This is a genomic window from Mesorhizobium sp. M0189 (assembly GCF_040322135.1).
GTDB lineage: Bacteria > Pseudomonadota > Alphaproteobacteria > Rhizobiales > Rhizobiaceae > Mesorhizobium.
Window position 1 is genome coordinate 409,112 of sequence record NZ_JAMYSW010000001.1, and the last position, 22,728, is coordinate 431,839.

Sequence of the window (22,728 nt, forward strand, 5' to 3'; positions counted from 1 at the left end):
GTTTCCTTGGCTGAACGGATTTGAAGGCGTGACGCCTGTTCCGTCCTAGGCCGAAAACACTGTGCGGCCCGCCACCATCGTTTGCAAGACTTTGCCTTGCAGCCGCGCGCCTTCGAAACAGGTGTTTTTCGAGCGCGAGCGGATGCCGCTCTCGCTGACGATCCATGGCTCGTCCAGATCGACGAGTGCAAGGTCGGCCAAAGCCCCCGGTTTCAGCGTGCCGCCGGGCAGGCTGAACAATCTTGCCGGCGCGGTGGATAAGGTCTCGACCAGCCGGAGCAGCGTCACGTCGCCATTGTGATAGAGCCGCAGCGCCGCGCCCAGCAGCGTTTCCAGCCCGATGGCGCCGGCCGCAGCATCGGCGAAGGGCAGGCGCTTGGTGTCGACGTCCTGCGGGTCGTGCGAGGAGACGATGAGGTCGATGGTGCCGTCCTTGACCGCCTCGATCATCGCCAGCCGGTCTTCCTCGGCGCGCAGCGGCGGCGTCAGCCGGAAGAAGGTGCGGTACTCGCCGACATCATTCTCGTTGAGCGACAGATTGTGGATCGACACGCCTGCTGTGACGTTGGCCCCGTCGGCTTTTGCGCGCGCTACCGCGTCTGCCGCCATAGCCGTCGAGATCTTGGCAGCGTGATAGGAGCCGCCGGTCAGGCGAGCCAGCGCGAGATCGCGCTCCAGGGGGATTGATTCGGCCTCGCGAGGAATGCCGGCAAGGCCAAGCCAGCTTGCGTAAAGGCCTTCGTTCATCACGCCGGCCGAGGCGAGATCGGCGTCCTGGGTTTCATGCGCGATGACGCCGTCGAAATCGCGCGCGTAGGTCAGCGCGCGACGCATCACCAGCGCGCTGGCGATAGAATGCCGGCCGTCGGTGAAGGCGACCGCTCCAGCCTCGCGCAATAGGCCGAATTCGGTCATCTCGCGGCCTTCCAGCCCCTTGGTGATCGCTGCCGCCGGAAAGATGTTGACGATTGCCGTGTCCTTGGCGGTGCGCAGCACAAACTCGACCAGTGCGACATTGTCGATCACCGGGTCGGTATCGGGCATCATGACGATTGAGGTGACGCCGCCCGCCGCCGCAGCAATGCTCGCCGATGCGATGGTTTCGCGGTGTTCGCCGCCCGGTTCGCCGATGAAGACACGTGCATCGATCAGGCCGGGGATGATCGCCTTACCAGCGCACTCGATGATCGTGGCGTCTTCGGGCGCGCCCTGGTTCAAGGCCGCCTTGCCGGCGGCAACGATTTTGCGTCCTTCGACGATGACGGTGCCTATCTCGTCGATGCCGCGCGATGGGTCGACGATGCGGGCGCGGCTGAAGACCGTTATGCTCATGCGCCGCGGCCCTCGTGGTTTCGACGGGGGTCGAGCAGCGCTTCCATCACCGCCATGCGCACGGCGACGCCCATCTCAACCTGTTCCTGGATAACGCTTTGCGGGCCGTCGGCGATCTCGGAGGCGATCTCGACGCCGCGGTTCATCGGGCCGGGATGCATGACCAGCGCACCCTCCTTGGCCGCTTTCAGCTTCTCGGCGTCGAGCCCGAAATAGCGGAAATATTCACGCACCGAGGGTACGAAAGCGCCTTCCATGCGTTCGCGCTGCAGGCGCAACATCATCACCACGTCGGCGTCCTTCAGACCCTCGCCCATCGAGCGGGTGACGATGACGCCCATCTTCTCGATGCCGGCGGGCAAAAGCGTCGAAGGGGCGACGACCCGTACTTGGGCACCGAGTGCGTTGAGCAGAATGATATTGGAGCGGGCCACGCGCGAATGCAGGATGTCACCGCAGATCGCCACGATCAGCTTCGACAACGGACCCTTGGCGCGGCGGATGGTCAGCGCGTCGAGCAGCGCCTGCGTTGGATGTTCATGAGCGCCGTCGCCGGCATTGACCACCGAGCAGCCGACCTTTTGAGCAAGAAGTGCCGCCGCGCCCGCCGATTGGTGGCGGATGATCAATATGTCGGGGCGCATGGCGTTCAGCGTCATCGCGGTATCGATCAGCGTCTCGCCCTTCTTCACCGACGAGCTTGCCACCGACATGTTCATGACGTCGGCGCCGAGCCGTTTGCCGGCCAGCTCGAACGACGATTGCGTACGGGTCGAGGCTTCGTAGAAGAGATTGATCTGGGTGCGGCCGCGCAGCGTCGATGTCTTCTTGTCCGATTGCCGCGAGATGGCAACGGCCCGGTCCGCCCGGTCGAGCAGAAGCTCGATGTCGGCGGGGGAAAGATCGCGGATGCCTAGAAGATGGCGGTGGGGATAAAGTGGAAGGGACGATGCGTCAGTCATCTCAAGTCGCTGCTATAGGGGGGAGGCTCCGCGGCTGCAAGCACCGGCTTGGGATTGGATCGGTTCTCCCCGGTATTTTCGTCGCGCGCCGCCGGCCATAGGCTATAAACCGCGATGACTTTGGATTCGCAGACTTCAGGTGATAAGGACGAAGCGTGACCGACGACGTGACCAACCAGCCGCCGCCGCTGGCCGGCGGCAACGCCTGGCGGGGCGATCCGTTGCTGATCCAGCTTGCCGAGCGCTTTTCCGATCCGGTGCGCAAGGACCTCGACGGGCTTGGCCGTTTCGTTTTGACGCATGAGGCGCAGGAGCTGGCCCGTCTTGCCAATGTCGAGACGCCGAAGCTCAGGACCCATGATCGCCAGGGCCGGCGCATCGACCAGGTCGAGTTCCACCCCGCCTATCACGCGCTGATGCGCCGCTCGGTCGCCAACGGGCTGCATTCGTCGGTCTGGGAGAATGGCGACGCCGAGATCGGCCGCCGCCACCAGGTGCGCGCCGCGCGCTTTTACCTCACGGCTGAGCTCGAAACCGGGCATCTTTGCTCGATCACCATGACCAGCGCTTCGCTGGCAGCGCTGATGGCCAGCCCGAAGCTGTTTCGCGAATGGGCGCCTCGGGTGACGACGCGCAAATACGATCAGGGCCAAAAGCCGCCGGTCGAAAAAGCCGGGCTGACGCTCGGCATGGGCATGACCGAGAAGCAAGGCGGTACCGATGTTCGTGCCAACGTCACCAAGGCCGAGCGCGCCGGCAGCGGTTTTTATCGCCTGACCGGCCACAAATGGTTCATGTCGGCGCCGATGTCGGATGCCTTCCTGGTGCTCGGACAGGCGCCGGAGGGACTGTCGTGCTTTCTCGTTCCCCGCTTGCTTGGCGACGGATCCGGCAACGGCTTCCGCTTTCAGCGGCTGAAGGACAAGCTCGGCAACCGCTCCAATGCGTCCTCCGAGGTGGAATTCGTCAATGCCATCGGCGAGATGGTTGGCGAGCCCGGCGCCGGCGTGAAGACGATCATGGACATGGTGACCCTGACGCGGCTCGACTGTGCCGTCGCCTCCTCGGCGATCATGCGGGCCGGACTGGCCGAGGCCGTCCACCATACGCGCCACCGCCAGGTGTTCGGAACCAATCTGATCGAGCAGCCGCTGATGCAGCGTGTTCTGGCCGACATGGCGCTCGACGTTGCCGCCGCTACCGCGCTGTCGTTCCGGCTGGCGCGCTCCTTCGACGAGGCGGCCGGCGACCGCGGCGAGGCGGCCTTCGCCCGCGCCATGACGCCGGTCGTCAAATACTGGGTCTGCAAGATTGCGCCGCCGCTGCTCTATGAGGCGATGGAATGCCTCGGCGGCAATGGCTATGTCGAGGAGGGGCCGCTCGCCCGCTACTATCGCGAAGCTCCGGTCAACGCGATCTGGGAGGGTTCAGGCAACGTCATGGCGCTCGACGTGTTGCGAGTGCTCGGCCGCGCGCCAGGCCTGTTCGATGACGTGCTGGCCGGCATCGACCGCGATCTCGGCGCTGGCGGACGCGGCACCGTCGGCGTGCTCAAGGCAGCAATGCAGGTCGCTGCAACCGACGAGGGCTCAGCGCGGCTGTTGACCGAGCAATTAGCATTGTCGGCGGCGGCGGCAGAGCTTCGCAGGCTGGGGGCAGGGCGGATCGCCGACGCCTTCGTCGAGACGCGCCTCGCCGGCCAGTGGCGCAACACCTATGGAATGCTCGATTCGCGCCACGATGCGCGGATGATCATCGACACGCTCTACCCGCCGATCAACTAGTGCCGTCGCCCGGGTCGTAGCCGCTTTTTTTCGCGCGCCCTGTGGATGATCGTTAACCTTAACAAATGGTTTCCATTGCGGCGGCCGGTGGCAAAGCCCAGTGTTATGGTTAAGGCAAGGACTGTTCGGCTGAGCGGTCTTTGTCCTGCGAAGCAGGAGCGTCATGCGGCATATTTTGAGCTCTTTTCTGGCATTGCATTGGGCGGCCGTTTTCGCCCTGCTGGCGTTCATCTGCATCGATGGGAATCGTGGCGTCGCGGCGGCCCTTGGCGTGCTCGGCGTTCCCGTCCAGAACACTCGCTTTGCCGATCTTGAAAACGCCGTCGTCGTGGCGCCGCTCGCCGTGGCATTGCTTGTCGTCGCGGTGCTGTTCTGCTGGGCCTTTGTTGAAGCATTGACCAGCGACGCCACCAACCCGGACCCAGCCGACAGTGTTGTGCGGATCGCCTTCATCTCGGCCTCGGGCGTGCTGTCGTTGATCGTCATCGGCGGCGCTGCGCAAGGCATCAATGGGCTGTTCATGGTTGTCGCCGTGCAATTGGCGGCACTTCTGGCGTCATATGTCGCGATGCTCGCCGAGCGGCGCTCAGCCGCTGCCGCGGCAGTTCCAGTGACCGGCGAAATCCGCGCGGCCGCGCATATCATGGCCAAGGCAGCGGCGTACAATTCCTCGCTTGCGCGCATTTCGGGCCGGCCGGATTCGAGGGACGATCGCTGATGCGCACCTTGTTCGCGCTGTGGGCGGCTCCGCTCCTCCTGTTCTGGGGCTGGTTCTTTCTGTCGCTCAACGATATCAATTTCGGCTATGTCATGCTGAGCCGCCAATTGCACGATCTCGTTTTCCAGCTTTATGGGCAGATGCTCGGCGTCGATCCGGCGCTCATCCCGGGCATGGTGGCGAAGGCTTGCGTCTTCGACGGCCTACTGCTGATGGCGTTCTGGGCATTTCGCCGCCGCAAGGCGATCGGCAGCTGGATCAAGGCAACGCGCAATCGCTATTTCGACCAGGCATCGACTCCGAGCGCCTGAAGCCGGTCGAGAACACCCTGCAGGATGAAGGCCGCCGCCGCTGAATCGATCTTGCCGGCGCGTTTCTTGCGGGAAAAATCCATCTCGATCAGTGTCCGCTCGGCCGCCACCGTCGACAGCCTTTCGTCCCAAAAGACGAACGGCAGATCGGTCAATCCAGCCATGTTGCGGACGAAAGCGCGGGATTTTTGGGCGCGTGGGCCTTCCGAGCCGTCCATGTTGATGGGGAGGCCGATCACCACTGCGCCGGCATTTTCCTTCTGCAGCAGAGCGAGCAGCACCGCGGCATCGAGCGAGAATTTCTTGCGCATGATGACAGGGCGCGGGTGCGCGAAGGACAAGCCGCGGTCCGAAACCGCCACGCCGATCGTCTTGTCGCCGAGGTCAAGCCCAGCCAGGGTCTTGCCGCCGCCGAGCCGGCCCGGCAACTCCTCGATCGTGATGATGCCCAACGGCTTTTCCTTTGACCGCGACGCCGCACTTCCTATACGCGCAACATATGCCGCGGCACTTTAATTTCGCCGTCGGCGTTCTAGCCTCTACCGAAGCAAAAATCGAGGAAGGTATTGATGAAACTTACCTGGTACGGACACTCGGCATTCCGCGTCGAAATCGAAGGCGCGAAAATCCTCATCGACCCGTATCTGGTCGGCAATCCGTCATGGACAGGCGGCTGGGAAGAGCCGGCCGAAGGGGTCACGCACGTGTTGCTTACCCATGGCCACAGCGACCACATCAGCGGCGCCGTCGAAGTGCTCAAGAAAAGCGGCGCGATGCTTGTCGCCAATTTCGAGATTTGCATGTACCTGGTCGGCAAAGGCGTCAGTGACAAGCAAATCAATCCCGGCAATATCGGCGGTACCGTCGATTGCGGCGGCTTCACCACCACTTTCGTTCAGGCTCTGCATTCATCGTCCTTTCTAGGCGAGAGCGGCCAGAACACCTATCTCGGCAATCCGGGCGGGCTCGTCCTGCACTTCCCCGAGGATAAGACGCTCTACCATATGGGCGACACAGACATCTTTTCCGATATGGCGCTGATCAACGAGTTGCATGAGCCGAAGATCGGCATCGTGCCGATCGGCGACCGCTTCACCATGGGTGGCGCGGTGGCAGCTCTTGCCTGCCAGCGTTTCTTCAAGTTCGAGACGGTCGTTCCCGCTCACTTCGGCACATTTCCGATGATAGATCAGACCGCCGACAAGTTTGTGGCCGGGCTGGACGGATCGGGTGTGAAAGTGGCGTTGCCGAAGATCGGCGAGACGATTACGCTGTAGGAATAGCGAACCGGAATGACGACATGGGTCTGAGAAACTCTCTTTGCATTTCTATGCTGGTTGCCGCATCGCCGGCGCTGGCCGCCGAGGATTTCATCGAGGGCATCTATCTGCAATCGGAGGATCTCTGCGCGCAGGCCAAAAAGGATACGCTGCAGACGGTGATCGAGGGCGGCAATATCGTACTGTCGGCAAACGGATTGGAAAGCATCGAATATAACTGCGAGTTCCTGCAGATCACCAAGGCGACACGGTCGCCAAGCTGGGCGGTGACCGCCATCTGCCAGGAGCCGGGCTACGTCTTTCCGGATGTTCTCTCACTGACTCAGATGAACCCGAAGCAGATCGACCTGGTTTCGGTTCGGCCTGCCGCGGACGAAAGCGAGCAGAGCGGCAACGGTGGCAGCTATTTCCTCTGCGACGGCGTGGCGATGCCGTAGGGCAGTTGTCGGCACGATGCATGTTGCGCGGCACGCGCTGCGCCGCTATAGCGCTGGTTTTCCCCGAGGCACAACATGTCCGTTGATATTAAAACCGTGAAGCGCGTCGCGCACCTTGCCCGCATTGCGGTGAGCGAGGAGGATGCAGAGCGCATGACCGGCGAATTGAACGCCATTTTGGGCTTTGTCGAGCAGTTGAACGAGGTCGATGTTTCCGGCGTCGAGCCGATGACCTCGGTCACGCCGATGGCAATGAAGAAGCGCCAGGACGTCGTCACCGACGGCAGCAAGGCAGCCGACATCGTCGCCAACGCGCCGGCAACCGAAGAGAACTTCTTTCTCGTGCCAAAGGTCGTGGAGTAGCTGGCCGATGGTAATCGAGATCGCCGCGGAGACGCCGCTGCAGGACGATGTGCGTGGGCTGGTCGAGGAGCTCAACGCCACATTGCTGGAGTTGACGCCGCCGGAGCATTGCTACCATTTGACGGTCGAGCAGATGGCGGACCGCGAGACGACCGTTTTCATCGCCCGCGACGACGGCCTTGCCATCGGTTGCGGCGCGCTGAAGCGCCACGACGCTGTCGTCGGCGAGGTCAAGCGTATGTATACGCGGCCTTCGCATCGCGGCCGCAAGATCGGTGCGATGATCGTCGAGCGGATCGAGGGCTTGGCGCGCCAAGAAGGGCTGAAGCGTCTGGTGCTGGAGACGGGCGACCGTCATCCCGCCGCCTGGACCGTCTACGAACGCGCCGGTTTTTCGCGCTGCGGGCCGGTGCTGAATTACCCCAATTCCGAGTGGTCGGTGTTTTACGAAAAGAGCCTTGCCTGATGAGCGACCTGACCCAACTGACGATTTCGCAGGCCCGCGCCAAATTGCGCTCCAGGGAGATCACCGCCACCGAAGTCACCGAGGCTTATCTGTCGGCGATCGAGCGAGCCAATCCTGCGCTCAATGCCTATATCGTGGTCACCGGCGACAAAGCGCGCGACATGGCCAAGGCCTCCGACGCGAAACTGGCCAAGGGCGAGGGCGGGTCCCTCGAGGGTATCCCGCTCGGCATCAAGGATCTGTTCGGCACCGAAGGCGTCCACACCCAGGCCTGCAGCCACGTGCTTGACGGGTTCAAGCCGCGCTACGAATCGACTATCACCGCCAATCTGTGGGCGGATGGCGCCGTCATGCTCGGCAAGCTCAACATGGACGAGTTCGCCATGGGCTCGTCCAACGAGACCTCGTATTACGGGCCTGTCATCAACCCGTGGCGGCGTTCGCGGCTCGACACGGTGGTAATGCCGACGACACATCAGGGCGAGGGCGGCTTCGTTTCGGCGGGCGGCACCAGGACCGCGCGCACGTTGGACAATGCCCAGCTGGTGCCGGGCGGTTCGTCCGGTGGCTCGGCATCAGCCGTCTCGGCCTTCCTGTGCGCCGGCGCTACCGCCACCGACACCGGCGGCTCGATCCGCCAGCCCGCCGCCTTCACCGGCACGGTCGGCATTAAGCCGACCTATGGCCGCTGCTCGCGTTGGGGCGTCGTCGCCTTCGCCTCGTCGCTCGACCAGGCCGGGCCGATCGCGCGCGACGTGCGCGATGCCGCGATCCTGTTGAAGTCGATGGCTTCGGTCGACCCGAAGGACACGACCTCCGTCGACCTGCCGGTGCCGGATTACGAGGCGGCGATCGGCCGCTCGATCAAGGGGATGAAGGTCGGCATCCCCAAGGAATACCGTGTCGACGGCATGCCCGAGGAGATCGAGGCGTTGTGGCAGAAGGGCATTGCCTGGCTGAGGGATGCCGGCGCCGAGATTGTCGACATCTCGCTGCCGCACACGAAATACGCGCTGCCGGCCTATTACATTGTTGCGCCCGCCGAAGCCTCGTCCAACCTCGCCCGTTACGACGGCGTCCGCTATGGATTGCGCGTGCCCGGCAAGGACATTGTCGACATGTATGAAAAGACCCGCGCCGCCGGCTTCGGGCGTGAGGTCAAGCGCCGCATCATGATCGGCACCTATGTGCTTTCCGCTGGCTACTACGATGCCTACTATCTGCAGGCGCAGAAGGTTCGTAACCTGATCAAGCGCGATTTCGAAAATGTGTTTGTCGCAGGTGTCGACGTCATCCTGACGCCGGCAACGCCGTCCGCCGCCTTCGGCATCGCAGACGAAGACATGGCCGCCGACCCGGTCAAGATGTATCTCAACGACATCTTTACGGTGACGGTGAACATGGCCGGCTTGCCCGGCATCGCGGTTCCGGCCGGGCTCGACGCCAAGGGGCTGCCACTCGGCCTGCAGCTGATCGGCCGGCCTTTCGACGAGGAAACGCTGTTCCAGACCGCCCATGTCATCGAACAGGCGGCCGGCACATTTCAGCCGGAAAAATGGTGGTAGGATCGTTTCTCATCTGAGGGGGTGAGGGATGTTCTTCTATGTCTCCAAGGTCCTGTGGCTCTTCGTCCAGCCGCTTAATCTCGCGATCATCCTGCTGCTGGCTGGATTGCTTGCGGCATTGGTCGGGCGCAAAAGGCTATTTGCCACCGGCAGCGTGCTGGCCTTCCTTGTCCTGGCAGTGTCAGCATGGACCTCGCTCGGCGCAGTGATGCTCAATCCGCTCGAGGAGCGTTTCCCTAAGCCACCCCTGCCGGAAAGGGTTGACGGAATCGTTGTGCTCGGCGGCGGTATGGACGGCGCCATCAATTTCGTTCGCGGCGGTTATGAACTCAACGCCAGTGGCGATCGAATTGTCGAGGCAGCCGTGCTGGCGCGGCGTTTTCCGACAGCGAGAGTCGTCATTTCAGGCGGCCCCGTTGCAATAATCGGTGAGGACGAAGGCGACTCAACCACGGCGCCACGCGTACTCACTGCGCTCGGCGTGGCGGCCGATCGTCTGATCCTGGAAGACAAGTCACGCAACACCTACGAGAATGCCGTCTTCACCAAGCGGCTGATTACGCCGAAACCCGGCGAGATCTGGCTGCTGGTGACCTCAGCCTTCCACATGCCGCGCGCCAAGGCGCTGTTCGACAGAGCCGGCTTCCCGACGGTTCCATGGCCGGTCGACTACCGCACCTCCGGTAAGGAAGGTATCAGCCTGTTCCGCAAATCTACCAACGAAGCGCTGCAGACCACGACCATCGCGATTCGCGAATGGATCGGGCTCGTCGCCTATTGGCTGTCGGGCCGCATTGATCAGCCTTTTCCCGGGCCGGGCGGCTGACCGAGCACCGCCTGCCGCGCCGCCGAGAAAAATTGGCGGCGCACCAGCACCGCCAGAAGCAGCAGCGTCGATAGCACGAAAACGGCGGGATCGACGAACCAGCCAAGATAACCGATCGAGAAGAACACGCCGCGCAGCCCGGAATTGAAATGCTTCCCGGCCAGCATGTTCATGCGGGCCGCGCGCCACACCGCCGTTTCGGTGACCGGATTGCGCGACGCCTCGCCATGCGGAATCGGCACCGCGCCGATCAGGATCGAGCAATAGTTGAACAGCCGGTAAGCCCAGCCGAACTTGAAGAAGGAAAAGGCCAGGATCAGCACCAGCCCGAACACCTTCGTCTGGAAGGCGGCGCGTGAGGATGTGGCGCCAAACGGCAGGTCGCTCAGCACAGTGAGAACCTGATCGGAAGCGCCGAGCAAGGCAAAACAGCCGCCGATCGCAATCAGCGAACTGGAGGCAAAGAAGGCGGTCCCCTGTTGCAGGCCGCTCATGATGGCGGTGTCGACGATGCGGATCTCGCGTTCGGCCATGGTCCTCATCCAGGCCTCGCGCTGCGCGTTCATCGCCCTCGTCAGCGACATGCGGCTGACCAGCATTCCGTCGGCGGCGAGCGTATGCAGCACCCACGCGGCGAGGAAGAACCCCAGCGCTGCAAGGTCGGCCGTCGATAGATGAAAGGAATCGCTCATGCGGTGCTTTTACCACAAGCCGAGGCAACGCTTCGATGGCCGAAGCCGGAATGTCGCTGCCGGAGCAAACAAGGTCGGCAGGCGCAGCGCCGCAATCTTCAAAACAGCGGAAAACATCATGGGAATTCCTATATATAGAGCTCAACAGGGTCCCAGGAGAAAACGCCCACGTGTTCCTTTCGGTTTTCGACCTGTTCAAGATCGGCATCGGCCCATCGAGTTCGCACACGATGGGGCCGATGACGGCTGCGCGGCGGTTTCTCGACGAGATTGCGGGAGACGACTGGCCGCGTCCGGCCGGCGCCAGGGTCGACCGAATCGCGGCCAGCCTGCATGGCTCGCTCGCCTATACCGGCATCGGCCATGGCTCCGATCGCGCCGTGGTGCTCGGCCTCGCCGGCCAGACGCCGCAGACGGTGGATCCTGACCACGCCGACGGCATCGCCGCTCGCATCGCCGCCGAGAAGCGGATTTCGCCGCCCGGCCATCCGTCCTATCGTTTCGACCCGGCAACGGATCTGGTACTGGATCGCAAGACGCCGCTGCCGGGTCACGCCAATGGCATGGCGTTTTCTGCCTATGATGCCGGAGACCGGTTGCTGCTGAGGCGCGTCTACTATTCGATCGGCGGCGGCTTTGTCGTTTCCGAGGAAGAATTGCAGCGGATGAAGGCGAGGGGCTCGGCGACAACCGAAGGCAAGAAGGTTCCATATCCGTTCAAGAACGCCGTCGAAATGCTCTCAATGGCATCGAAAAGTGGCCTTTCCATCGCCGAGATGAAGCGCGTCAACGAGGAGACGCAGATGTCGCGCGAGGAGCTCGACGCCGGCCTCGACGGCATTTGGAGCGCCATGAAGGGATGCATCGAGCGCGGCCTGTCGCAAGACGGCATCATGCCGGGCGGACTGAAGGTGCGCCGCCGTGCCCGGATGCTGCACGACAAGTTGCAGGAGCAATGGCAGCAGAACCGGCCCAACCCGCTGCTCGCCAATGACTGGCTGTCGATCTATGCAATGGCGGTCAACGAGGAGAACGCCGCCGGCGGCCGTGTCGTCACCGCGCCAACCAATGGGGCGGCCGGCACTCTGCCCGCGGTGTTGCGCTATTGGCTGCATTTCCATCCCGAAGCCGACCAGCCAAGTATCCGCGATTTCCTGCTGACGGCGGCGGCCGTTGGCGGCATCATCAAGACCAATGCTTCGATCTCGGGGGCCGAGGTAGGCTGCCAGGGCGAGGTCGGTTCGGCTTCGGCGATGGCTGCGGCGGGATTGTGCGCCGTCATGGGCGGCACGCCCGAGCAGGTCGAGAACGCTGCCGAAATCGCGCTGGAACATCATCTCGGCATGACCTGCGATCCGGTCGGCGGCCTGGTGCAGGTGCCGTGCATCGAGCGCAACGCGCTTGGCGCTGTCAAGGCGGTGACCGCCGCTTCGCTGGCCATCAAGGGCGATGGCGTTCATTTCGTGCCGCTCGATGCGGCGATCGAGACGATGCGGCAGACCGGCCTCGACATGAACGAAAAGTACAAGGAAACCAGCCTAGGCGGATTGGCCGTCAATGTCGTGGAGTGCTGAGCGCCAGTCTGGCGGCCTGGACCACCACTGTGGAGAAGTCGATCAGGCCGTTGACGCGTTCGCGTGCTGGGCTAAACCTTAAACGATGTCTCTCAATCTCATAAAGCTTTGCGTCGGCTGTGACAGCGTCGAGGATCTGGAAGAGTGGATTGCCTTCCGCCTCGACGAGCGGCGCCGCGCCGGCGAACCGGCCGAACACTACCACACCACCCGCATGGTGCCGACGCGCGGCGCCGAGATCACCGACGGCGGCTCGCTCTACTGGGTGGTCAAGGGCAATGTCCAATGCCGTCAGCTGATCACCGAAATCCGGCCCTTCACTGATGACGATGGCATCGGCCGCTGCCATCTGATCCTCGATCCCGAGGTCGTGCGCACCGACTGGCAGCCGCGCCGTGCATTCCAAGGGTGGCGCTACCTGAAGCCGGCGGACGCGCCGGCCGATCTCGGCAAGGGCAAAGCCGGGCTGATCGAAATGCCGCCGAAGCTCAGGCGTGAGCTTGCCGATCTCGGCCTACTCTGACGCCAAGAACCGTAACGCCAAGCGCACCGGCCGAACGCTTGTCCGCAGTTGCCATCATCACCGGTCCTGCAGGTCGCCTGATCTGGGCTTGCAAGCTGGGGAACAACGCCACATCTTGAATGTCATGAGCGACAAGAAGCAGCCCGTGCCTGCAAAGGCCAATCCTGCGCCGGTCGAGTCCCAATCGAGCACCGGCGAGATCGACGCCTTTCTCCGTCAGGCAAGGACGCTCGCTGCATCCGCCACCGGTTCAGGCAGGCTGATCCTGTCCCTCGACGCTACGATGAGCCGCCAGCCGACCTGGGATCTCGCCTGTGCGCTGCAGGCCGAGATGTTCGACGCCGTCGGCAAGGCTGGGGTGCTCAAGGTTCAACTGGTCTATTTCCGCGGGCTTGGCGAGTGCCGTTCCTCCGCATTCGTCACCGATACCGAAGCTCTGAAGCAGCTGATGACGCGCATCGACTGCCGTAGCGGCCACACCCAGATCGGCAAGGTGCTCGCCCATGCGCTGAAACAGACGGCGGCGGCCAAGGTCAACGCGCTGGTCTATATCGGCGATGCGATGGAAGAAAACATAGATGATCTGGCCGAAAAGGCCGGTAGCCTAGGTCTGCACGGCGTTCCTGTCTTCGTTTTTCAGGAAGGCCATGATGCCGGTGCAGAAAAGGCGTTCAAGGAAATTGCACGGCTGTCCAAAGGGGCCTGGTTCCGGTTTGATCGGCGGGCTGCCGCGACCTTGGCCGGCCTGCTTTCGTCCGTCGCCGTGTTTGCGACCGGCGGTCTGAAAGCACTGGAGGACCGGGGCAGGCCGGAGGACCGGCTGATGATCGAGCATCTACGGGGCGGCGGAAACTGATGGGCGCGATTATCGCTTTTGTAGCATTGCTTCTGGTGCTTCTCGGCATGCTCACCATCTTCCTGCGCGCCGATCCGGGGAAGCTTGCAGGCGGCATGAGGACCCTTGGACCCGTGCTGCTCGGGCTGGTCGGCGTTGCCGTGCTGCTGGTCGGGCGCGAGGGCCTCGGCGGCTTGATCCTGTCGGCCGCGCTCGCCTGGTATGGCTCCATGCGCATGAATCAGCCGGCCGCAAAACTGGCACCGGGCAAGCGTTCGACGGTGCGTACCGCGGCGCTTGAGATGGAACTCGATCACGACACCGGCGGCCTCGAAGGCCTCGTGCTGGCTGGGCGCCATGAAGGCAAGATGCTTGGCTCGATGGGGCTTGCCGAATTGCAGCAACTTTATCGCGAGCTCTCCGGCGATCCGGAGAGCCGCCAGCTGCTAGAGACGTATCTTGACGGCAGATTTCCCATCTGGCGCAAAGACGCTGATGCGAATGGTGGCGAAGGGCTGGGTGTTGCGCCAGGTTCGGGCGCCATGACTAAGGAGGAGGCCTACAAGATCCTTGGTCTTGAAGCGGGGGCTGCCGCGGCGGATGTCCGCAAGGCGCACCGCCGCCTGATGCAGCGCCTGCACCCCGATATCGGTGGCACGTCTTTCCTGGCGGCGCGGATCAACGAAGCCAAGGACGTCTTGCTCTCCAATCACAACTAGTCTCCTTCGACGCAGAACTTTCGGGAAAGATATCGTTTCGCGCCCTTACTGCTGGACGGCGTAGCACTCGATCTTCTTCTTTTTCAAAGCGTTACAAGCCTTCCAGGCGGCGGTCTTCGAACCAAAACCACCGAACCGGGCGCGGTAATAGGTGACGCCGTCTTTGTCGAAGGCGACGGTGAAACCGGAGGCATCGGCCAGAACGGAGGGCACCTGCTTCGTCGCCTTGTCGAGGAAAGCCTTTGCTTCGGATTGCTTTGGCGAAGAGGCGACCTGTATTGCCCAGCCGGATGGCACCGACGCCGTGCTGACCGGATCGACCTCTGCAGCCGGTTCGGCATAGGCTGCGGCGACCCGGGCCGTCGCCACATCGTCCGCTGTCGCCACGGCCGCCGTCTTGACCTTTCTGGTCTGAACGACCGGAGTGGTTTCTTCAACGACGGGAGCATTTTCCTCGACGAGGGAGGCAACGGCATCGTCGTCCGGCTTACTATCCGGCGTCGGCGCGTCATGCTTCGGCAGAAGCACCTTGGCCAGGGCTGAAATCGGATTGCCGCCACCGGCTTTGGCAATCAGCATGCCGCCGCCGCGCGACGACGCCTTCGGCATGTAGGCATTGATCAACCCGGCCATCTGGCTGTCGCGGCTGCCGCCGGACCTGCCGCCCATGACCACCGCTACGATGCGCCGGTCGCCATCCGATACCGAGGAGACCAGGTTATAGCCGGAGGCGCGGGTATAACCGGTCTTGATGCCGTCGACGCCCTTGATGCGTCCGAGCAGACGGTTATGGCCGTTGATGCGCTGTCGCCCGTAAAGAAAGGAGCGCTGCGAGAAATAGCCGTAATATTGTGGAAAATGCTCTCTCAGGGCGATACCGAGCAGCGCCATGTCGCGCGCCGTCGTGAACTGCCCGGGATCAGGCAAGCCGTTGGCGTTGCGGAAAACGGTTCCCCGCATGCCCAGCGCCCGCGCCTTGGCGGTCATCATGCGGGCGAAATTGGCCTCATTGCCGCCGAGCATCTCGCCAAGCGCAGTTGCGGAATCGTTTGCCGATTTGGTCACCATCGACAGGATGGCGGTCTCGACCGTGACCGAGCCGCCCCGCTTGACGCCGAGCTTTGTTGGCGGTTCGGCAGCGGCATTGGCCGAGAACACGACCGGAGAATTCCTGCTGATCCTGCCCTTCGCCAATGCCTCGAACGTCAGATAGAGCGTCATCATCTTGGTAAGCGAGGCCGGATAGCGCCGGCCATCGGCATCCGACGAATAAAGCACCTTGCCGGACTTGGCATCGATGACGATGGCCGCCGACTTGGCCGCCATGGATGAAGCCGCGTCCGCGACGACGAAGCTCATCGCCATAGCGAGAATCATGATCGTTTTGAGGGGGGACGCGGATTTGGAAACGAAGCCCGACAACGCCTTACGCACTGATAGTTCCTTTGAATTTCCGTTGCCTTGGAGGCGGCAAAGGGTCCTGCCTCACCTCGGGCCACGCTAACGCGGGCAGCGTTACCAATCCGTTTATGGTAACCGCCGCGTTCACCCTTTTCTGCGGGATTGAGCCTCTCTTTATTCGAATCTTAGCGATTGCCGGCGGCTCACGATGCGCATTGCCGCGGAAATCTTGACTTTTTGTGCACTGCACAATATATTTACACGCATTGCACAACGCGGCCCGGACAAGGCGCGTCCATCGTCCAAAGGCAACCGTTCAAGGGAATGCGTGAAATGACCCAGACCTATGAAGATTTCAGCAAATACGGCAAGGAATTTGCCGACACCGGATTGAAGAGCTTTGCATCGCTGTCCAAGGGTGCGCAGGCCATCGCCACCGAGGCGGGCGAGTACACCAAGAAAAGTTTTGAGGCCGGCAGCGCCGTTGTCGAGAAGCTCTTCTCCGCCAAGTCGCTGGATAAGGCGATCGAAATCCAGTCCGACTACGCCAAGCAGTCCTATGAGAGCTTCGTCACCGAGGCCACCAAGCTTGGCGATCTCTATGCCGAACTCGCCAAGGAAGCCTACAAGCCGTTCGAATCGATTGTCGCCAAGGCGAAGTAAATTCGACGAACGTTCCAAGCCGGCCCTTGGGCCTCAAAAGACAGACCCGGTCGCGAACGCGCGGCCGGGTTTTTTCATGCCAGCTCGAAATCGGGGTCCTTGCGGTCTTCACGATTTGAAAAATCGGTCAAGTTTGGCCACCTAGCCATATTGTCAGCTAAACAGAAGGGCTTAAAATCGTCCATCGAGCACCTACATGTCGAGCATGCATGAGGATTCGAAAGAGGCAGGACTACGTGACTACAGGTTTGACTGCCACGAGCTACGTGGTGCGAATGCAGAACGGCAGCAACGGCAATGAGGCCGGTCGCGGCACGGCCGTCATCACGCGCACAAAAACCAAGACCAAGAAGCCCAGTCTGTATCGGGTCCTCATCCTTAACGACGACTACACACCCATGGAGTTCGTGGTTCACGTGCTGGAGCGTTTTTTCCAGAAGGATCGCGAAGCCGCCACACGCATAATGCTTCATGTTCACAATCATGGGGTGGGCGAGTGCGGGGTCTATACATTCGAGGTGGCCGAGACCAAAGTGTCTCAGGTCATGGATTTCGCCCGACAGAATCAGCATCCGCTGCAATGCGTGATGGAGAAGAAGTGAGGTAACATGCCGGCTTTCTCCCAAGGCCTGGAAAAGGCGCTTCACCAAGCGCTGACGCTCGCCAATGAGCGGCACCATGAATATGCAACCCTTGAACATTTGCTGCTCGCCCTGATCGACGACACCGAGGCGGCCGCAGTCATGCGTGCCTGCAACGTCGATCTCGACGAGTTGAAGCATACGGTTCTCACCTATATCGACACCGAGCTCGACAATCTCGTCACCGGCTACGATGAAGATTCCAAGCCGACGGCCGGTTTTCAGCGCGTCATCCAGCGCGCGGTGATCCATGTGCAGTCGTCAGGCCGCGAGGAGGTGTCCGGCGCCAACGTGCTCGTCGCCATCTTCGCCGAGCGCGAGAGCCACGCCGCTTATTTCCTGCAGGAACAGCAGATGACCCGCTACGACGCGGTCAACTACATCTCGCATGGCATTGCCAAGCGCCCAGGCGCTTCCGAGACGCGGACGCCGCGCGGCGCCGACGACGAGCAAGGCAGCCAGGGCGGAGCTGAGCCGCAAGAAGAAGGCGGCAAGAAGAAGCAGCAGCAGGACGCGCTGACTGCCTATTGCGTCAACCTGAACAACAAGGCCAAGGCTGGCAAGATCGATCCGCTGATCGGTCGCGAGAGCGAGATCAACCGGACTATCCAGGTGCTGTGCCGCCGGTCCAAGAACAACCCGCTCTATGTCGGCGATCCCGGCGTCGGCAAGACGGCGATCGCCGAAGGCCTCGCCAAGCGCATCGTCGAGGGCGAAGTTCCCGAAGTGCTGCACAATGCCACCATCTTCGCGCTCGACATGGGCACGCTGCTGGCCGGCACCCGTTATCGCGGCGATTTCGAGGAGCGGCTGAAGCAGGTCGTCAAGGAGCTCGAGGACTATCCCGGCGCCGTGCTGTTCATCGATGAGATCCACACCGTGATCGGGGCAGGAGCCACCTCTGGTGGCGCCATGGATGCGTCGAACCTGTTGAAGCCGGCGCTGTCGTCCGGCGCGATCCGCTGCATCGGCTCGACCACCTACAAGGAGTTCCGGCAGTTCTTCGAGAAGGACCGCGCGCTGGTGCGGCGATTCCAGAAGATCGACGTCAACGAGCCGACCGTCGAGGACGCCATCGAGATCATGAAGGGACTGAAGCCCTATTTCGAGGAGTTCCACAAGGTTCGCTACACGAGTGAAGCGATCAAGGCTTCGGTCGAGCTCTCGGCGCGTTACATCAACGACCGCAAGCTGCCGGACAAGGCGATCGACGTGATCGACGAGACCGGCGCCTCGCAGATGCTGGTGCCCGAAGCCAAGCGCAAGAAGACCATCGGCATCAAGGAGATCGAAGCGACGATCGCCACGATGGCGCGCATCCCGCCGAAGACGGTTTCCGCCGACGACGAGAAGGTGCTGCAAGGTCTCGACATCGAGTTGAAGCGCGTCGTCTATGGCCAGGACACCGCGATCACCGCGCTGACTTCGGCCATCAAGCTGGCGCGGGCCGGCCTGCGGGAACCGGAAAAGCCGATCGGCTCGTACCTGTTCTCCGGTCCGACCGGTGTCGGCAAGACGGAAGTGGCCAAGCAGCTCGCCGCCTCGCTCGGCGTGGAGCTGATCCGCTTCGACATGTCGGAATATATGGAACGCCACACCGTTTCGCGGCTGATCGGCGCGCCTCCCGGCTATGTCGGCTTCGACCAGGGCGGCCTTCTGACCGACGGCGTCGACCAGCATCCGCATTGCGTGCTGTTGCTGGACGAAGTCGAAAAGGCGCATCCGGACCTGTTCAACATCCTGTTGCAGGTCATGGATCACGGCAAGCTGACCGACCATAACGGTAAGCAGATCGACTTCCGCAATGTCATCCTGATCATGACCACCAATGCGGGCGCATCCGACGCGCAGCGCGCGGCGATCGGTTTCGGTTCGACCAAACGCGAAGGCGACGATGTCGAAGCGATCAACCGGCTGTTCACGCCGGAGTTCCGCAACCGTCTCGATGCGATCATTCCGTTCGGCTCCCTGCCGGTGCCGGTCATCCATCAGGTGGTGCAGAAGTTCGTCATGCAGCTGGAAGCGCAGCTTTCCGAACGCGGCGTGACCTTCGACCTGTCGCAGGATGCAATCGCCTGGCTGGCCGACAAGGGCTATGACGAGCGCATGGGTGCGCGGCCGCTTGGCCGTGTCATTCAGGAGCACATCAAGAAGCCGCTGGCCGACGAGGTGCTGTTCGGCAAGCTCAAGAAGGGCGGCACGGTGCGTGTCACCGTCGAGAAGAAGGAAACCGGCGAGACCGGCCTGAAGCTCGAATCGCTCGCCGACGAGGCGCCGGTGAAGCCGAAGAAGGAAGAGCCGGACGACGTGCCGAAAGCCAAGAAGGCGGTGGCGAAAAAGCCCGCCGGGAAAAAGGCGGTGGCGCAGAAGTCGGAGCCGAAGGGCAAGGATGGCGGCAAGCGCAGCCTAGTGCCGCAACTGCCGCGTAAGAACTGACAATCCTGCAAGTAAAAAAGCCCCGGCAACGGGGCTTTTTTCATGAAGCTTGTGGTCGAGTGTCGGCCGAGCGGCTTCGCCCCGATTCAGTTTGCCAGCGCCGTCCGTATCTTGCCGGCGTTCTCAGCCAGGACTTCAGGCTGTTCCATCTGTCCGCTGTGCGGCTTCAAGGGGATGCCTTCGAAGCGCGGAATGACATGGACATGGAGGTGGTAGACGGTCTGGCCCGAAGCTGGTTCGTTGAACTGCATGACCGTGACGCCATCGGCATCGAAGGCCTTCTTTACTGCCCGCGCAACTTTCTGCACGTGAGCGAAGAGGGGGCCAAGCACCGCCGGATCCGCGTCGAGCAGGTTGCGCGACGGCGCTTTCGGCACGACCAGCGTGTGACCCGGTCCTTGCGGCATCACATCCATGAAGACGATGACCGCATCATCCTCGTAGACGCGGTGCGAAGGGATTTCTCCGCGCAGGATTTTTGCGAAAATGTTGCTGCTGTCGTAGGTTGCTTCGGCCATGGCGCACGCTCCGGTTCTTGGCTCGCGGTCTCGTGTAGCGAAGCTGTTGCGGGCGGGCAAGACGATCGGTCGACATCGGCCATGCAGGCTCGAACGTGGTTGAGCGATCGGGCGGGTTTTGCTACTCCGCCATGTCCTTGCGGAACGGGGTGTGCTCTTCCAGATATTCGCTCATCCGCTCGACTTCGCGCCGCTCGCGCTGGAGGTAGTCGGCCACTGCATTGCGCAGACCTGGATGGGCGATGTAGTGCGCCGAATGCATCGTCACCGGCCGGTAGCCGCGCGCCAGCTTGTGCTCGCCCTGCGCACCGGCTTCAACCACCTTCAGCTTTCGCGAGATGGCGAAATCGATCGCCTGATGGTAGCAGACCTCGAAATGCAGGAACGGGTGGTCCTCGATGCAGCCCCAATTGCGGCCGTAGAGCGCGTCTGAACCGATGAAGTTGATGGCGCCGGCTATGTAGCGCCCGTTGCGTTTGGCCATCACCAGCAGGATGTCGTCGGCCATGCGCTCGCCGATCAAGGAGAAGAAATCGCGGTCGAGGTAGGGCCGGCCCCATTTCCTGCTGCCGGTATCCATGTAGAACGCGTAAAAGTCGTCCCAGGCTTTTTCGGTCAGATCCTTGCCGGTCAGCCAGTCGATCGAGATGCCGTCGGCGAGCGCCTCACGCCGCTCCTTTTTCATCGCCTTGCGCTTGCGCGAGGCCAACGTCGAGAGAAAATCGTCGTAGCTCGAAAAGCCTTCGTTGAAGAAGTGAAACTGCTGGTCGGTGCGATGCAGGAAGCCGGCTGCCGCCAAGATCTGGACATCATCCTCCGGCGCGAAGGTGACATGCGCGGAAGACACGCCGAGCTTATCCGTCACCGCCTTTAGGCCGGCCGCAAGGCCGGCCTTGACGGTGGGGCTGTCCTCGCGCTTGCCGACCAGCAGGCGAGGGCCGGTGACGGGTGTGAACGGCACCGCGCATTGCAGCTTCGGATAGTAGCGCCCGCCGGCGCGTTCGAATGCGTCCGACCAGCCATGGTCGAAGACATATTCGCCCTGGCTGTGCGACTTCAGATAGCAGGGGACCGCACCGAGCAGCTTGCCTTGCGCGGTTTCCAGCCTGAGATGATGACCCTGCCAGCCGGTGCGTCGAACGGCGCAGCCGGAATCTTCTAGCGCGCTCAAAAAAGCGAATGAAACAAGCGGGTTGTAGGCGTTTTCTGCCTCGCCCCGCGTTGTGCCGCCGAGGCTGTCCCATTCCGCGCTGGTGAAGGCGCCGATGCCCGCGGCGATGCGGATCGACAGCTCCGCATTCGCCGTTTGTCTGTCGCAGTCGTCCCCTTGATCCATGTGGCTTACTTAAGCTCGCTGCGAACCCATACAAGCCCGTTCAAGCAAGCCGCACAAGATCGGGCTCGAATCCTTCGAACGTCATCTGGTCGGCATATTTGAAGGTCAGGTCGACGGCAGGTTGGTCATGCACTGTCCAGGTGATCACCGGCATGCCGAGCCTTTCACGTACGAACGACACGAACCGGTTCGGCAGGTCGCCGGCGGCGTAGGAGATAAAGGCGATGTCATGCGCCAGCATGGCGAAATGCGCCTCGATCAGATGGTTGTCGTTGCCGTAGGCGGTCAACCCGCCGGGTATGCCGGGTGCATGTTTCGGGAACTCGCGGATCAGCCAATGGTCGAACGACATGATCGCGGTCTTGCCCTTATAGCGCTTGAGCATCTTGCCGACGCCTTCGACCAGGCCTTCGTCGTGTCCGGCAGCGCCTTTCAGCTCGACAACCATCGGCACACGCCCGTCGACCAGATTAAGCGCCTGCTGCAGCGTCGGCAAATGGTCGGCGGTGCCGCCGACCTTCAGCGCCGTGATCTCAGCAGCCGTACGCTGCCAGACGAAGCCGTCCTCGCCGGTCAGCCGCCGCAGATCGCCATCGTGGATGATGACGGGGACGCCGTCGGATGACAGGTGCACGTCGCACTCGATCGCATAGCCGCGCTCGGCTGCCGCGGCGAAGGCGGAAAGAGTGTTCTCCCAGCGCGCCTTGTTCATGTCGTGGAGGCCGCGATGGGCGACGGGCCGGGCAGTCAGCCAGGAAAGGTCGGTCATGGTCGCAGTCCCGGTCATTCGACTTCGAAGATCGCTTCGATTTCCACTGCGGCATTAAGCGGCAGGGAGGGGGTGCCGACGGCGGAGCGGGCGTGCTTGCCGCGGTCGCCGAGCACGGCGACGAGAAAATCCGAGGCGCCGTTGGCGACCAGATGCTGTTCGACAAAATCCGGTGCCGAGGCGACGAAGACGGTGATCTTCACCAGGCGGCGGATCTTGTCGAGATCGCCAAGTGCCGCCTGGGCCTGCGCCAATATGTTGATCGCACAGTATTTTGCGGCTTCCTTTCCGGTCGCGGTGTCGACATCGCGGCCAAGCAGCCCGCTCGCCTGGAGCTTGCCCTCCTTGAGCGGCAACTGCCCGGCGGTGAACAGCAGATTGCCGGTCCTGCAATAGGGAACGTAGTTGGCGGCGGGCGCAGCGGCAGCCGGCAGCGTCACGCCGAGATCGCTTAGCCGCTTTTCGATTGTTTCGCTCATGCTATTTCCCTATTGCTTGAAGGTGCCGCGCAGGCCGGGCCGAAATTGCTATTTTTGCCTCGCTTCCGCCACGACTTTTTTTAAGCTGGACCATCTTT

At 62.4% G+C, this 22,728-nt stretch carries 25 protein-coding genes; 16 read left to right on the top strand and 9 right to left on the bottom strand.

Annotated elements, in window-relative coordinates; genetic code table 11:
- Positions 1-45: 45 nt before the first annotated feature.
- Positions 46-1,332 (bottom strand): dihydroorotase, encoded by a 1,287-nt coding sequence (locus NKJ09_RS01945; RefSeq protein WP_023717764.1) that lies wholly within the window; start codon positions 1,330-1,332, stop codon positions 46-48.
- Positions 1,329-2,294 carry an aspartate carbamoyltransferase catalytic subunit gene (locus NKJ09_RS01950; RefSeq protein WP_352494588.1) on the bottom strand — a complete coding sequence of 322 codons (966 nt, stop codon included), beginning with the start codon at positions 2,292-2,294 and terminating at the stop codon, positions 1,329-1,331. Before NKJ09_RS01950 ends, NKJ09_RS01945 begins: the two co-directional genes overlap by 4 nt.
- 155 nt (positions 2,295-2,449) lie before the next feature.
- Here NKJ09_RS01950 and NKJ09_RS01955 point away from each other — a divergent pair, with 155 nt between their 5' ends.
- From NKJ09_RS01955 to NKJ09_RS01965, 3 genes are all read left to right on the top strand, one after another.
- Positions 2,450-4,078 (top strand): DNA alkylation response protein, encoded by a 1,629-nt coding sequence (locus NKJ09_RS01955; RefSeq protein ID WP_352494589.1) that lies wholly within the window; start codon positions 2,450-2,452, stop codon positions 4,076-4,078.
- A 163-nt stretch (positions 4,079-4,241) separates the two neighbouring features.
- Positions 4,242-4,796: a hypothetical protein gene (locus tag NKJ09_RS01960; RefSeq protein ID WP_023717761.1), complete on the top strand. Its 555-nt coding sequence runs from the start codon at positions 4,242-4,244 to the stop codon at positions 4,794-4,796.
- Positions 4,796-5,107 (top strand): DUF6105 family protein, encoded by a 312-nt coding sequence (locus tag NKJ09_RS01965; protein WP_023717760.1) that lies wholly within the window; start codon positions 4,796-4,798, stop codon positions 5,105-5,107. Before NKJ09_RS01960 ends, NKJ09_RS01965 begins: the two co-directional genes overlap by 1 nt.
- Here the strand turns inward: NKJ09_RS01965 and ruvX are convergent.
- Positions 5,074-5,559: a Holliday junction resolvase RuvX gene (gene ruvX / locus NKJ09_RS01970; RefSeq protein ID WP_023717759.1), complete on the bottom strand. Its 486-nt coding sequence runs from the start codon at positions 5,557-5,559 to the stop codon at positions 5,074-5,076. The two genes, NKJ09_RS01965 and ruvX, sit on opposite strands and share 34 nt — an antisense overlap.
- 117 nt (positions 5,560-5,676) lie before the next feature.
- On the opposite strand from ruvX, the gene NKJ09_RS01975 reads away from it, so the two are divergent.
- The 6 genes from NKJ09_RS01975 to NKJ09_RS02000 all read left to right on the top strand — a co-directional run bounded on the left by NKJ09_RS01975 (position 5,677) and on the right by NKJ09_RS02000 (position 10,044).
- Entirely contained in the window at positions 5,677-6,384 is a 708-nt protein-coding gene (locus NKJ09_RS01975) for a metal-dependent hydrolase (protein WP_023717758.1), read from the top strand.
- Between the two features lie 23 nt (positions 6,385-6,407).
- Positions 6,408-6,824: a hypothetical protein gene (locus tag NKJ09_RS01980; RefSeq protein ID WP_023717757.1), complete on the top strand. Its 417-nt coding sequence runs from the start codon at positions 6,408-6,410 to the stop codon at positions 6,822-6,824.
- Positions 6,825-6,899: 75 nt separating this feature from the next.
- On the top strand, positions 6,900-7,187 hold the full coding sequence (gene gatC / locus NKJ09_RS01985) for an Asp-tRNA(Asn)/Glu-tRNA(Gln) amidotransferase subunit GatC (protein ID WP_023717756.1): 288 nt from the start codon (positions 6,900-6,902) through the stop codon (positions 7,185-7,187).
- A 7-nt stretch (positions 7,188-7,194) separates the two neighbouring features.
- Positions 7,195-7,653, top strand: coding sequence for a GNAT family N-acetyltransferase (locus NKJ09_RS01990; RefSeq protein ID WP_352494591.1), 459 nt, complete (start codon positions 7,195-7,197; stop codon positions 7,651-7,653).
- A complete protein-coding gene (locus tag NKJ09_RS01995) occupies positions 7,653-9,218 on the top strand; it encodes an amidase (RefSeq protein ID WP_352494592.1) in 1,566 nt (521 codons plus the stop codon). The genes NKJ09_RS01990 and NKJ09_RS01995 overlap by 1 nt, the downstream gene beginning before the upstream one ends.
- A 28-nt stretch (positions 9,219-9,246) precedes the next feature.
- Positions 9,247-10,044 carry a YdcF family protein gene (locus NKJ09_RS02000; protein WP_352494593.1) on the top strand — a complete coding sequence of 266 codons (798 nt, stop codon included), beginning with the start codon at positions 9,247-9,249 and terminating at the stop codon, positions 10,042-10,044.
- On the opposite strand, the gene NKJ09_RS02005 is transcribed toward NKJ09_RS02000, so the two are convergent.
- Positions 10,017-10,736: a DUF599 domain-containing protein gene (locus tag NKJ09_RS02005; protein WP_352494594.1), complete on the bottom strand. Its 720-nt coding sequence runs from the start codon at positions 10,734-10,736 to the stop codon at positions 10,017-10,019. The genes NKJ09_RS02000 and NKJ09_RS02005 overlap by 28 nt on opposite strands.
- A gap of 170 nt (positions 10,737-10,906) precedes the next feature.
- On the opposite strand from NKJ09_RS02005, the gene NKJ09_RS02010 reads away from it, so the two are divergent.
- The 4 genes from NKJ09_RS02010 (at position 10,907) to NKJ09_RS02025 (ending at position 14,387) form a co-directional block, all read left to right on the top strand.
- Positions 10,907-12,310, top strand: a complete 1,404-nt coding sequence (locus NKJ09_RS02010) for an L-serine ammonia-lyase (RefSeq protein WP_352494595.1) — start codon at positions 10,907-10,909, stop codon at positions 12,308-12,310.
- A gap of 85 nt (positions 12,311-12,395) precedes the next feature.
- Positions 12,396-12,833 carry a DUF1489 family protein gene (locus NKJ09_RS02015; protein WP_023717749.1) on the top strand — a complete coding sequence of 146 codons (438 nt, stop codon included), beginning with the start codon at positions 12,396-12,398 and terminating at the stop codon, positions 12,831-12,833.
- Between the two features lie 124 nt (positions 12,834-12,957).
- A complete protein-coding gene (locus NKJ09_RS02020; RefSeq protein ID WP_352482282.1) occupies positions 12,958-13,689 on the top strand; it encodes a vWA domain-containing protein in 732 nt (243 codons plus the stop codon).
- Positions 13,689-14,387, top strand: a complete 699-nt coding sequence (locus tag NKJ09_RS02025) for a DnaJ domain-containing protein (protein WP_023717747.1) — start codon at positions 13,689-13,691, stop codon at positions 14,385-14,387. The genes NKJ09_RS02020 and NKJ09_RS02025 overlap by 1 nt, the downstream gene beginning before the upstream one ends.
- A gap of 45 nt (positions 14,388-14,432) precedes the next feature.
- On the opposite strand, the gene NKJ09_RS02030 is transcribed toward NKJ09_RS02025, so the two are convergent.
- Positions 14,433-15,821, bottom strand: coding sequence for an SPOR domain-containing protein (locus NKJ09_RS02030; RefSeq protein ID WP_352494596.1), 1,389 nt, complete (start codon positions 15,819-15,821; stop codon positions 14,433-14,435).
- A 300-nt stretch (positions 15,822-16,121) separates the two neighbouring features.
- On the opposite strand from NKJ09_RS02030, the gene NKJ09_RS02035 reads away from it, so the two are divergent.
- The 3 genes from NKJ09_RS02035 (at position 16,122) to clpA (ending at position 19,528) form a co-directional block, all read left to right on the top strand.
- Positions 16,122-16,451 carry a phasin family protein gene (locus NKJ09_RS02035; RefSeq protein ID WP_023717745.1) on the top strand — a complete coding sequence of 110 codons (330 nt, stop codon included), beginning with the start codon at positions 16,122-16,124 and terminating at the stop codon, positions 16,449-16,451.
- 275 nt (positions 16,452-16,726) lie between these two features.
- Entirely contained in the window at positions 16,727-17,053 is a 327-nt protein-coding gene (clpS, locus tag NKJ09_RS02040) for an ATP-dependent Clp protease adapter ClpS (protein WP_023717744.1), read from the top strand.
- Between the two features lie 6 nt (positions 17,054-17,059).
- Positions 17,060-19,528, top strand: a complete 2,469-nt coding sequence (gene clpA, locus NKJ09_RS02045; RefSeq protein ID WP_352494597.1) for an ATP-dependent Clp protease ATP-binding subunit ClpA — start codon at positions 17,060-17,062, stop codon at positions 19,526-19,528.
- A gap of 86 nt (positions 19,529-19,614) precedes the next feature.
- Here the strand turns inward: clpA and NKJ09_RS02050 are convergent, their stop codons facing one another.
- The 4 genes from NKJ09_RS02050 to NKJ09_RS02065 form a co-directional block, all read right to left on the bottom strand.
- On the bottom strand, positions 19,615-20,046 hold the full coding sequence (locus tag NKJ09_RS02050) for an HIT family protein (protein ID WP_352482287.1): 432 nt from the start codon (positions 20,044-20,046) through the stop codon (positions 19,615-19,617).
- A gap of 121 nt (positions 20,047-20,167) precedes the next feature.
- The gene (locus NKJ09_RS02055; RefSeq protein ID WP_352494598.1) at positions 20,168-21,382 is read right to left on the bottom strand and encodes a GNAT family N-acetyltransferase; all 1,215 of its coding nucleotides are present in this window, start codon (positions 21,380-21,382) and stop codon (positions 20,168-20,170) included.
- Positions 21,383-21,422: 40 nt separating this feature from the next.
- Positions 21,423-22,151: a glycerophosphodiester phosphodiesterase gene (locus NKJ09_RS02060; RefSeq protein ID WP_023717740.1), complete on the bottom strand. Its 729-nt coding sequence runs from the start codon at positions 22,149-22,151 to the stop codon at positions 21,423-21,425.
- A gap of 14 nt (positions 22,152-22,165) precedes the next feature.
- A complete protein-coding gene (locus NKJ09_RS02065) occupies positions 22,166-22,630 on the bottom strand; it encodes a RidA family protein (RefSeq protein ID WP_023717739.1) in 465 nt (154 codons plus the stop codon).
- Between the last annotated feature and the right edge of the window lie 98 nt (positions 22,631-22,728).

Bases quoted from the DNA above. Each gene is read 5' to 3' on its own strand.
- NKJ09_RS02035 (WP_023717745.1), top strand. From the start codon at position 16,122: ATGACCCAGACCTATGAAGATTTCAGCAAATACGGCAAGGAATTTGCC.
- clpA (WP_352494597.1), top strand. From the start codon at position 17,060: ATGCCGGCTTTCTCCCAAGGCCTGGAAAAGGCGCTTCACCAAGCGCTG.
- NKJ09_RS02025 (WP_023717747.1), top strand. From the start codon at position 13,689: ATGGGCGCGATTATCGCTTTTGTAGCATTGCTTCTGGTGCTTCTCGGC.
- NKJ09_RS01980 (WP_023717757.1), top strand. From the start codon at position 6,408: ATGGGTCTGAGAAACTCTCTTTGCATTTCTATGCTGGTTGCCGCATCG.
- NKJ09_RS02020 (WP_352482282.1), top strand. From the start codon at position 12,958: ATGAGCGACAAGAAGCAGCCCGTGCCTGCAAAGGCCAATCCTGCGCCG.
- NKJ09_RS01975 (WP_023717758.1), top strand. From the start codon at position 5,677: ATGAAACTTACCTGGTACGGACACTCGGCATTCCGCGTCGAAATCGAA.
- NKJ09_RS02000 (WP_352494593.1), top strand. From the start codon at position 9,247: ATGTTCTTCTATGTCTCCAAGGTCCTGTGGCTCTTCGTCCAGCCGCTT.
- clpS (WP_023717744.1), top strand. From the start codon at position 16,727: ATGCAGAACGGCAGCAACGGCAATGAGGCCGGTCGCGGCACGGCCGTC.
- NKJ09_RS02065 (WP_023717739.1), bottom strand. From the start codon at position 22,630: ATGAGCGAAACAATCGAAAAGCGGCTAAGCGATCTCGGCGTGACGCTG.
- NKJ09_RS02005 (WP_352494594.1), bottom strand. From the start codon at position 10,736: ATGAGCGATTCCTTTCATCTATCGACGGCCGACCTTGCAGCGCTGGGG.
- NKJ09_RS02060 (WP_023717740.1), bottom strand. From the start codon at position 22,151: ATGACCGACCTTTCCTGGCTGACTGCCCGGCCCGTCGCCCATCGCGGC.
- NKJ09_RS01990 (WP_352494591.1), top strand. From the start codon at position 7,195: ATGGTAATCGAGATCGCCGCGGAGACGCCGCTGCAGGACGATGTGCGT.
- NKJ09_RS01945 (WP_023717764.1), bottom strand. From the start codon at position 1,332: ATGAGCATAACGGTCTTCAGCCGCGCCCGCATCGTCGACCCATCGCGC.
- gatC (WP_023717756.1), top strand. From the start codon at position 6,900: ATGTCCGTTGATATTAAAACCGTGAAGCGCGTCGCGCACCTTGCCCGC.
- NKJ09_RS02055 (WP_352494598.1), bottom strand. From the start codon at position 21,382: ATGGATCAAGGGGACGACTGCGACAGACAAACGGCGAATGCGGAGCTG.
- NKJ09_RS01965 (WP_023717760.1), top strand. From the start codon at position 4,796: ATGCGCACCTTGTTCGCGCTGTGGGCGGCTCCGCTCCTCCTGTTCTGG.
- NKJ09_RS01950 (WP_352494588.1), bottom strand. From the start codon at position 2,294: ATGACTGACGCATCGTCCCTTCCACTTTATCCCCACCGCCATCTTCTA.
- NKJ09_RS02015 (WP_023717749.1), top strand. From the start codon at position 12,396: ATGTCTCTCAATCTCATAAAGCTTTGCGTCGGCTGTGACAGCGTCGAG.
- NKJ09_RS02050 (WP_352482287.1), bottom strand. From the start codon at position 20,046: ATGGCCGAAGCAACCTACGACAGCAGCAACATTTTCGCAAAAATCCTG.
- NKJ09_RS01960 (WP_023717761.1), top strand. From the start codon at position 4,242: ATGCGGCATATTTTGAGCTCTTTTCTGGCATTGCATTGGGCGGCCGTT.
- NKJ09_RS01995 (WP_352494592.1), top strand. From the start codon at position 7,653: ATGAGCGACCTGACCCAACTGACGATTTCGCAGGCCCGCGCCAAATTG.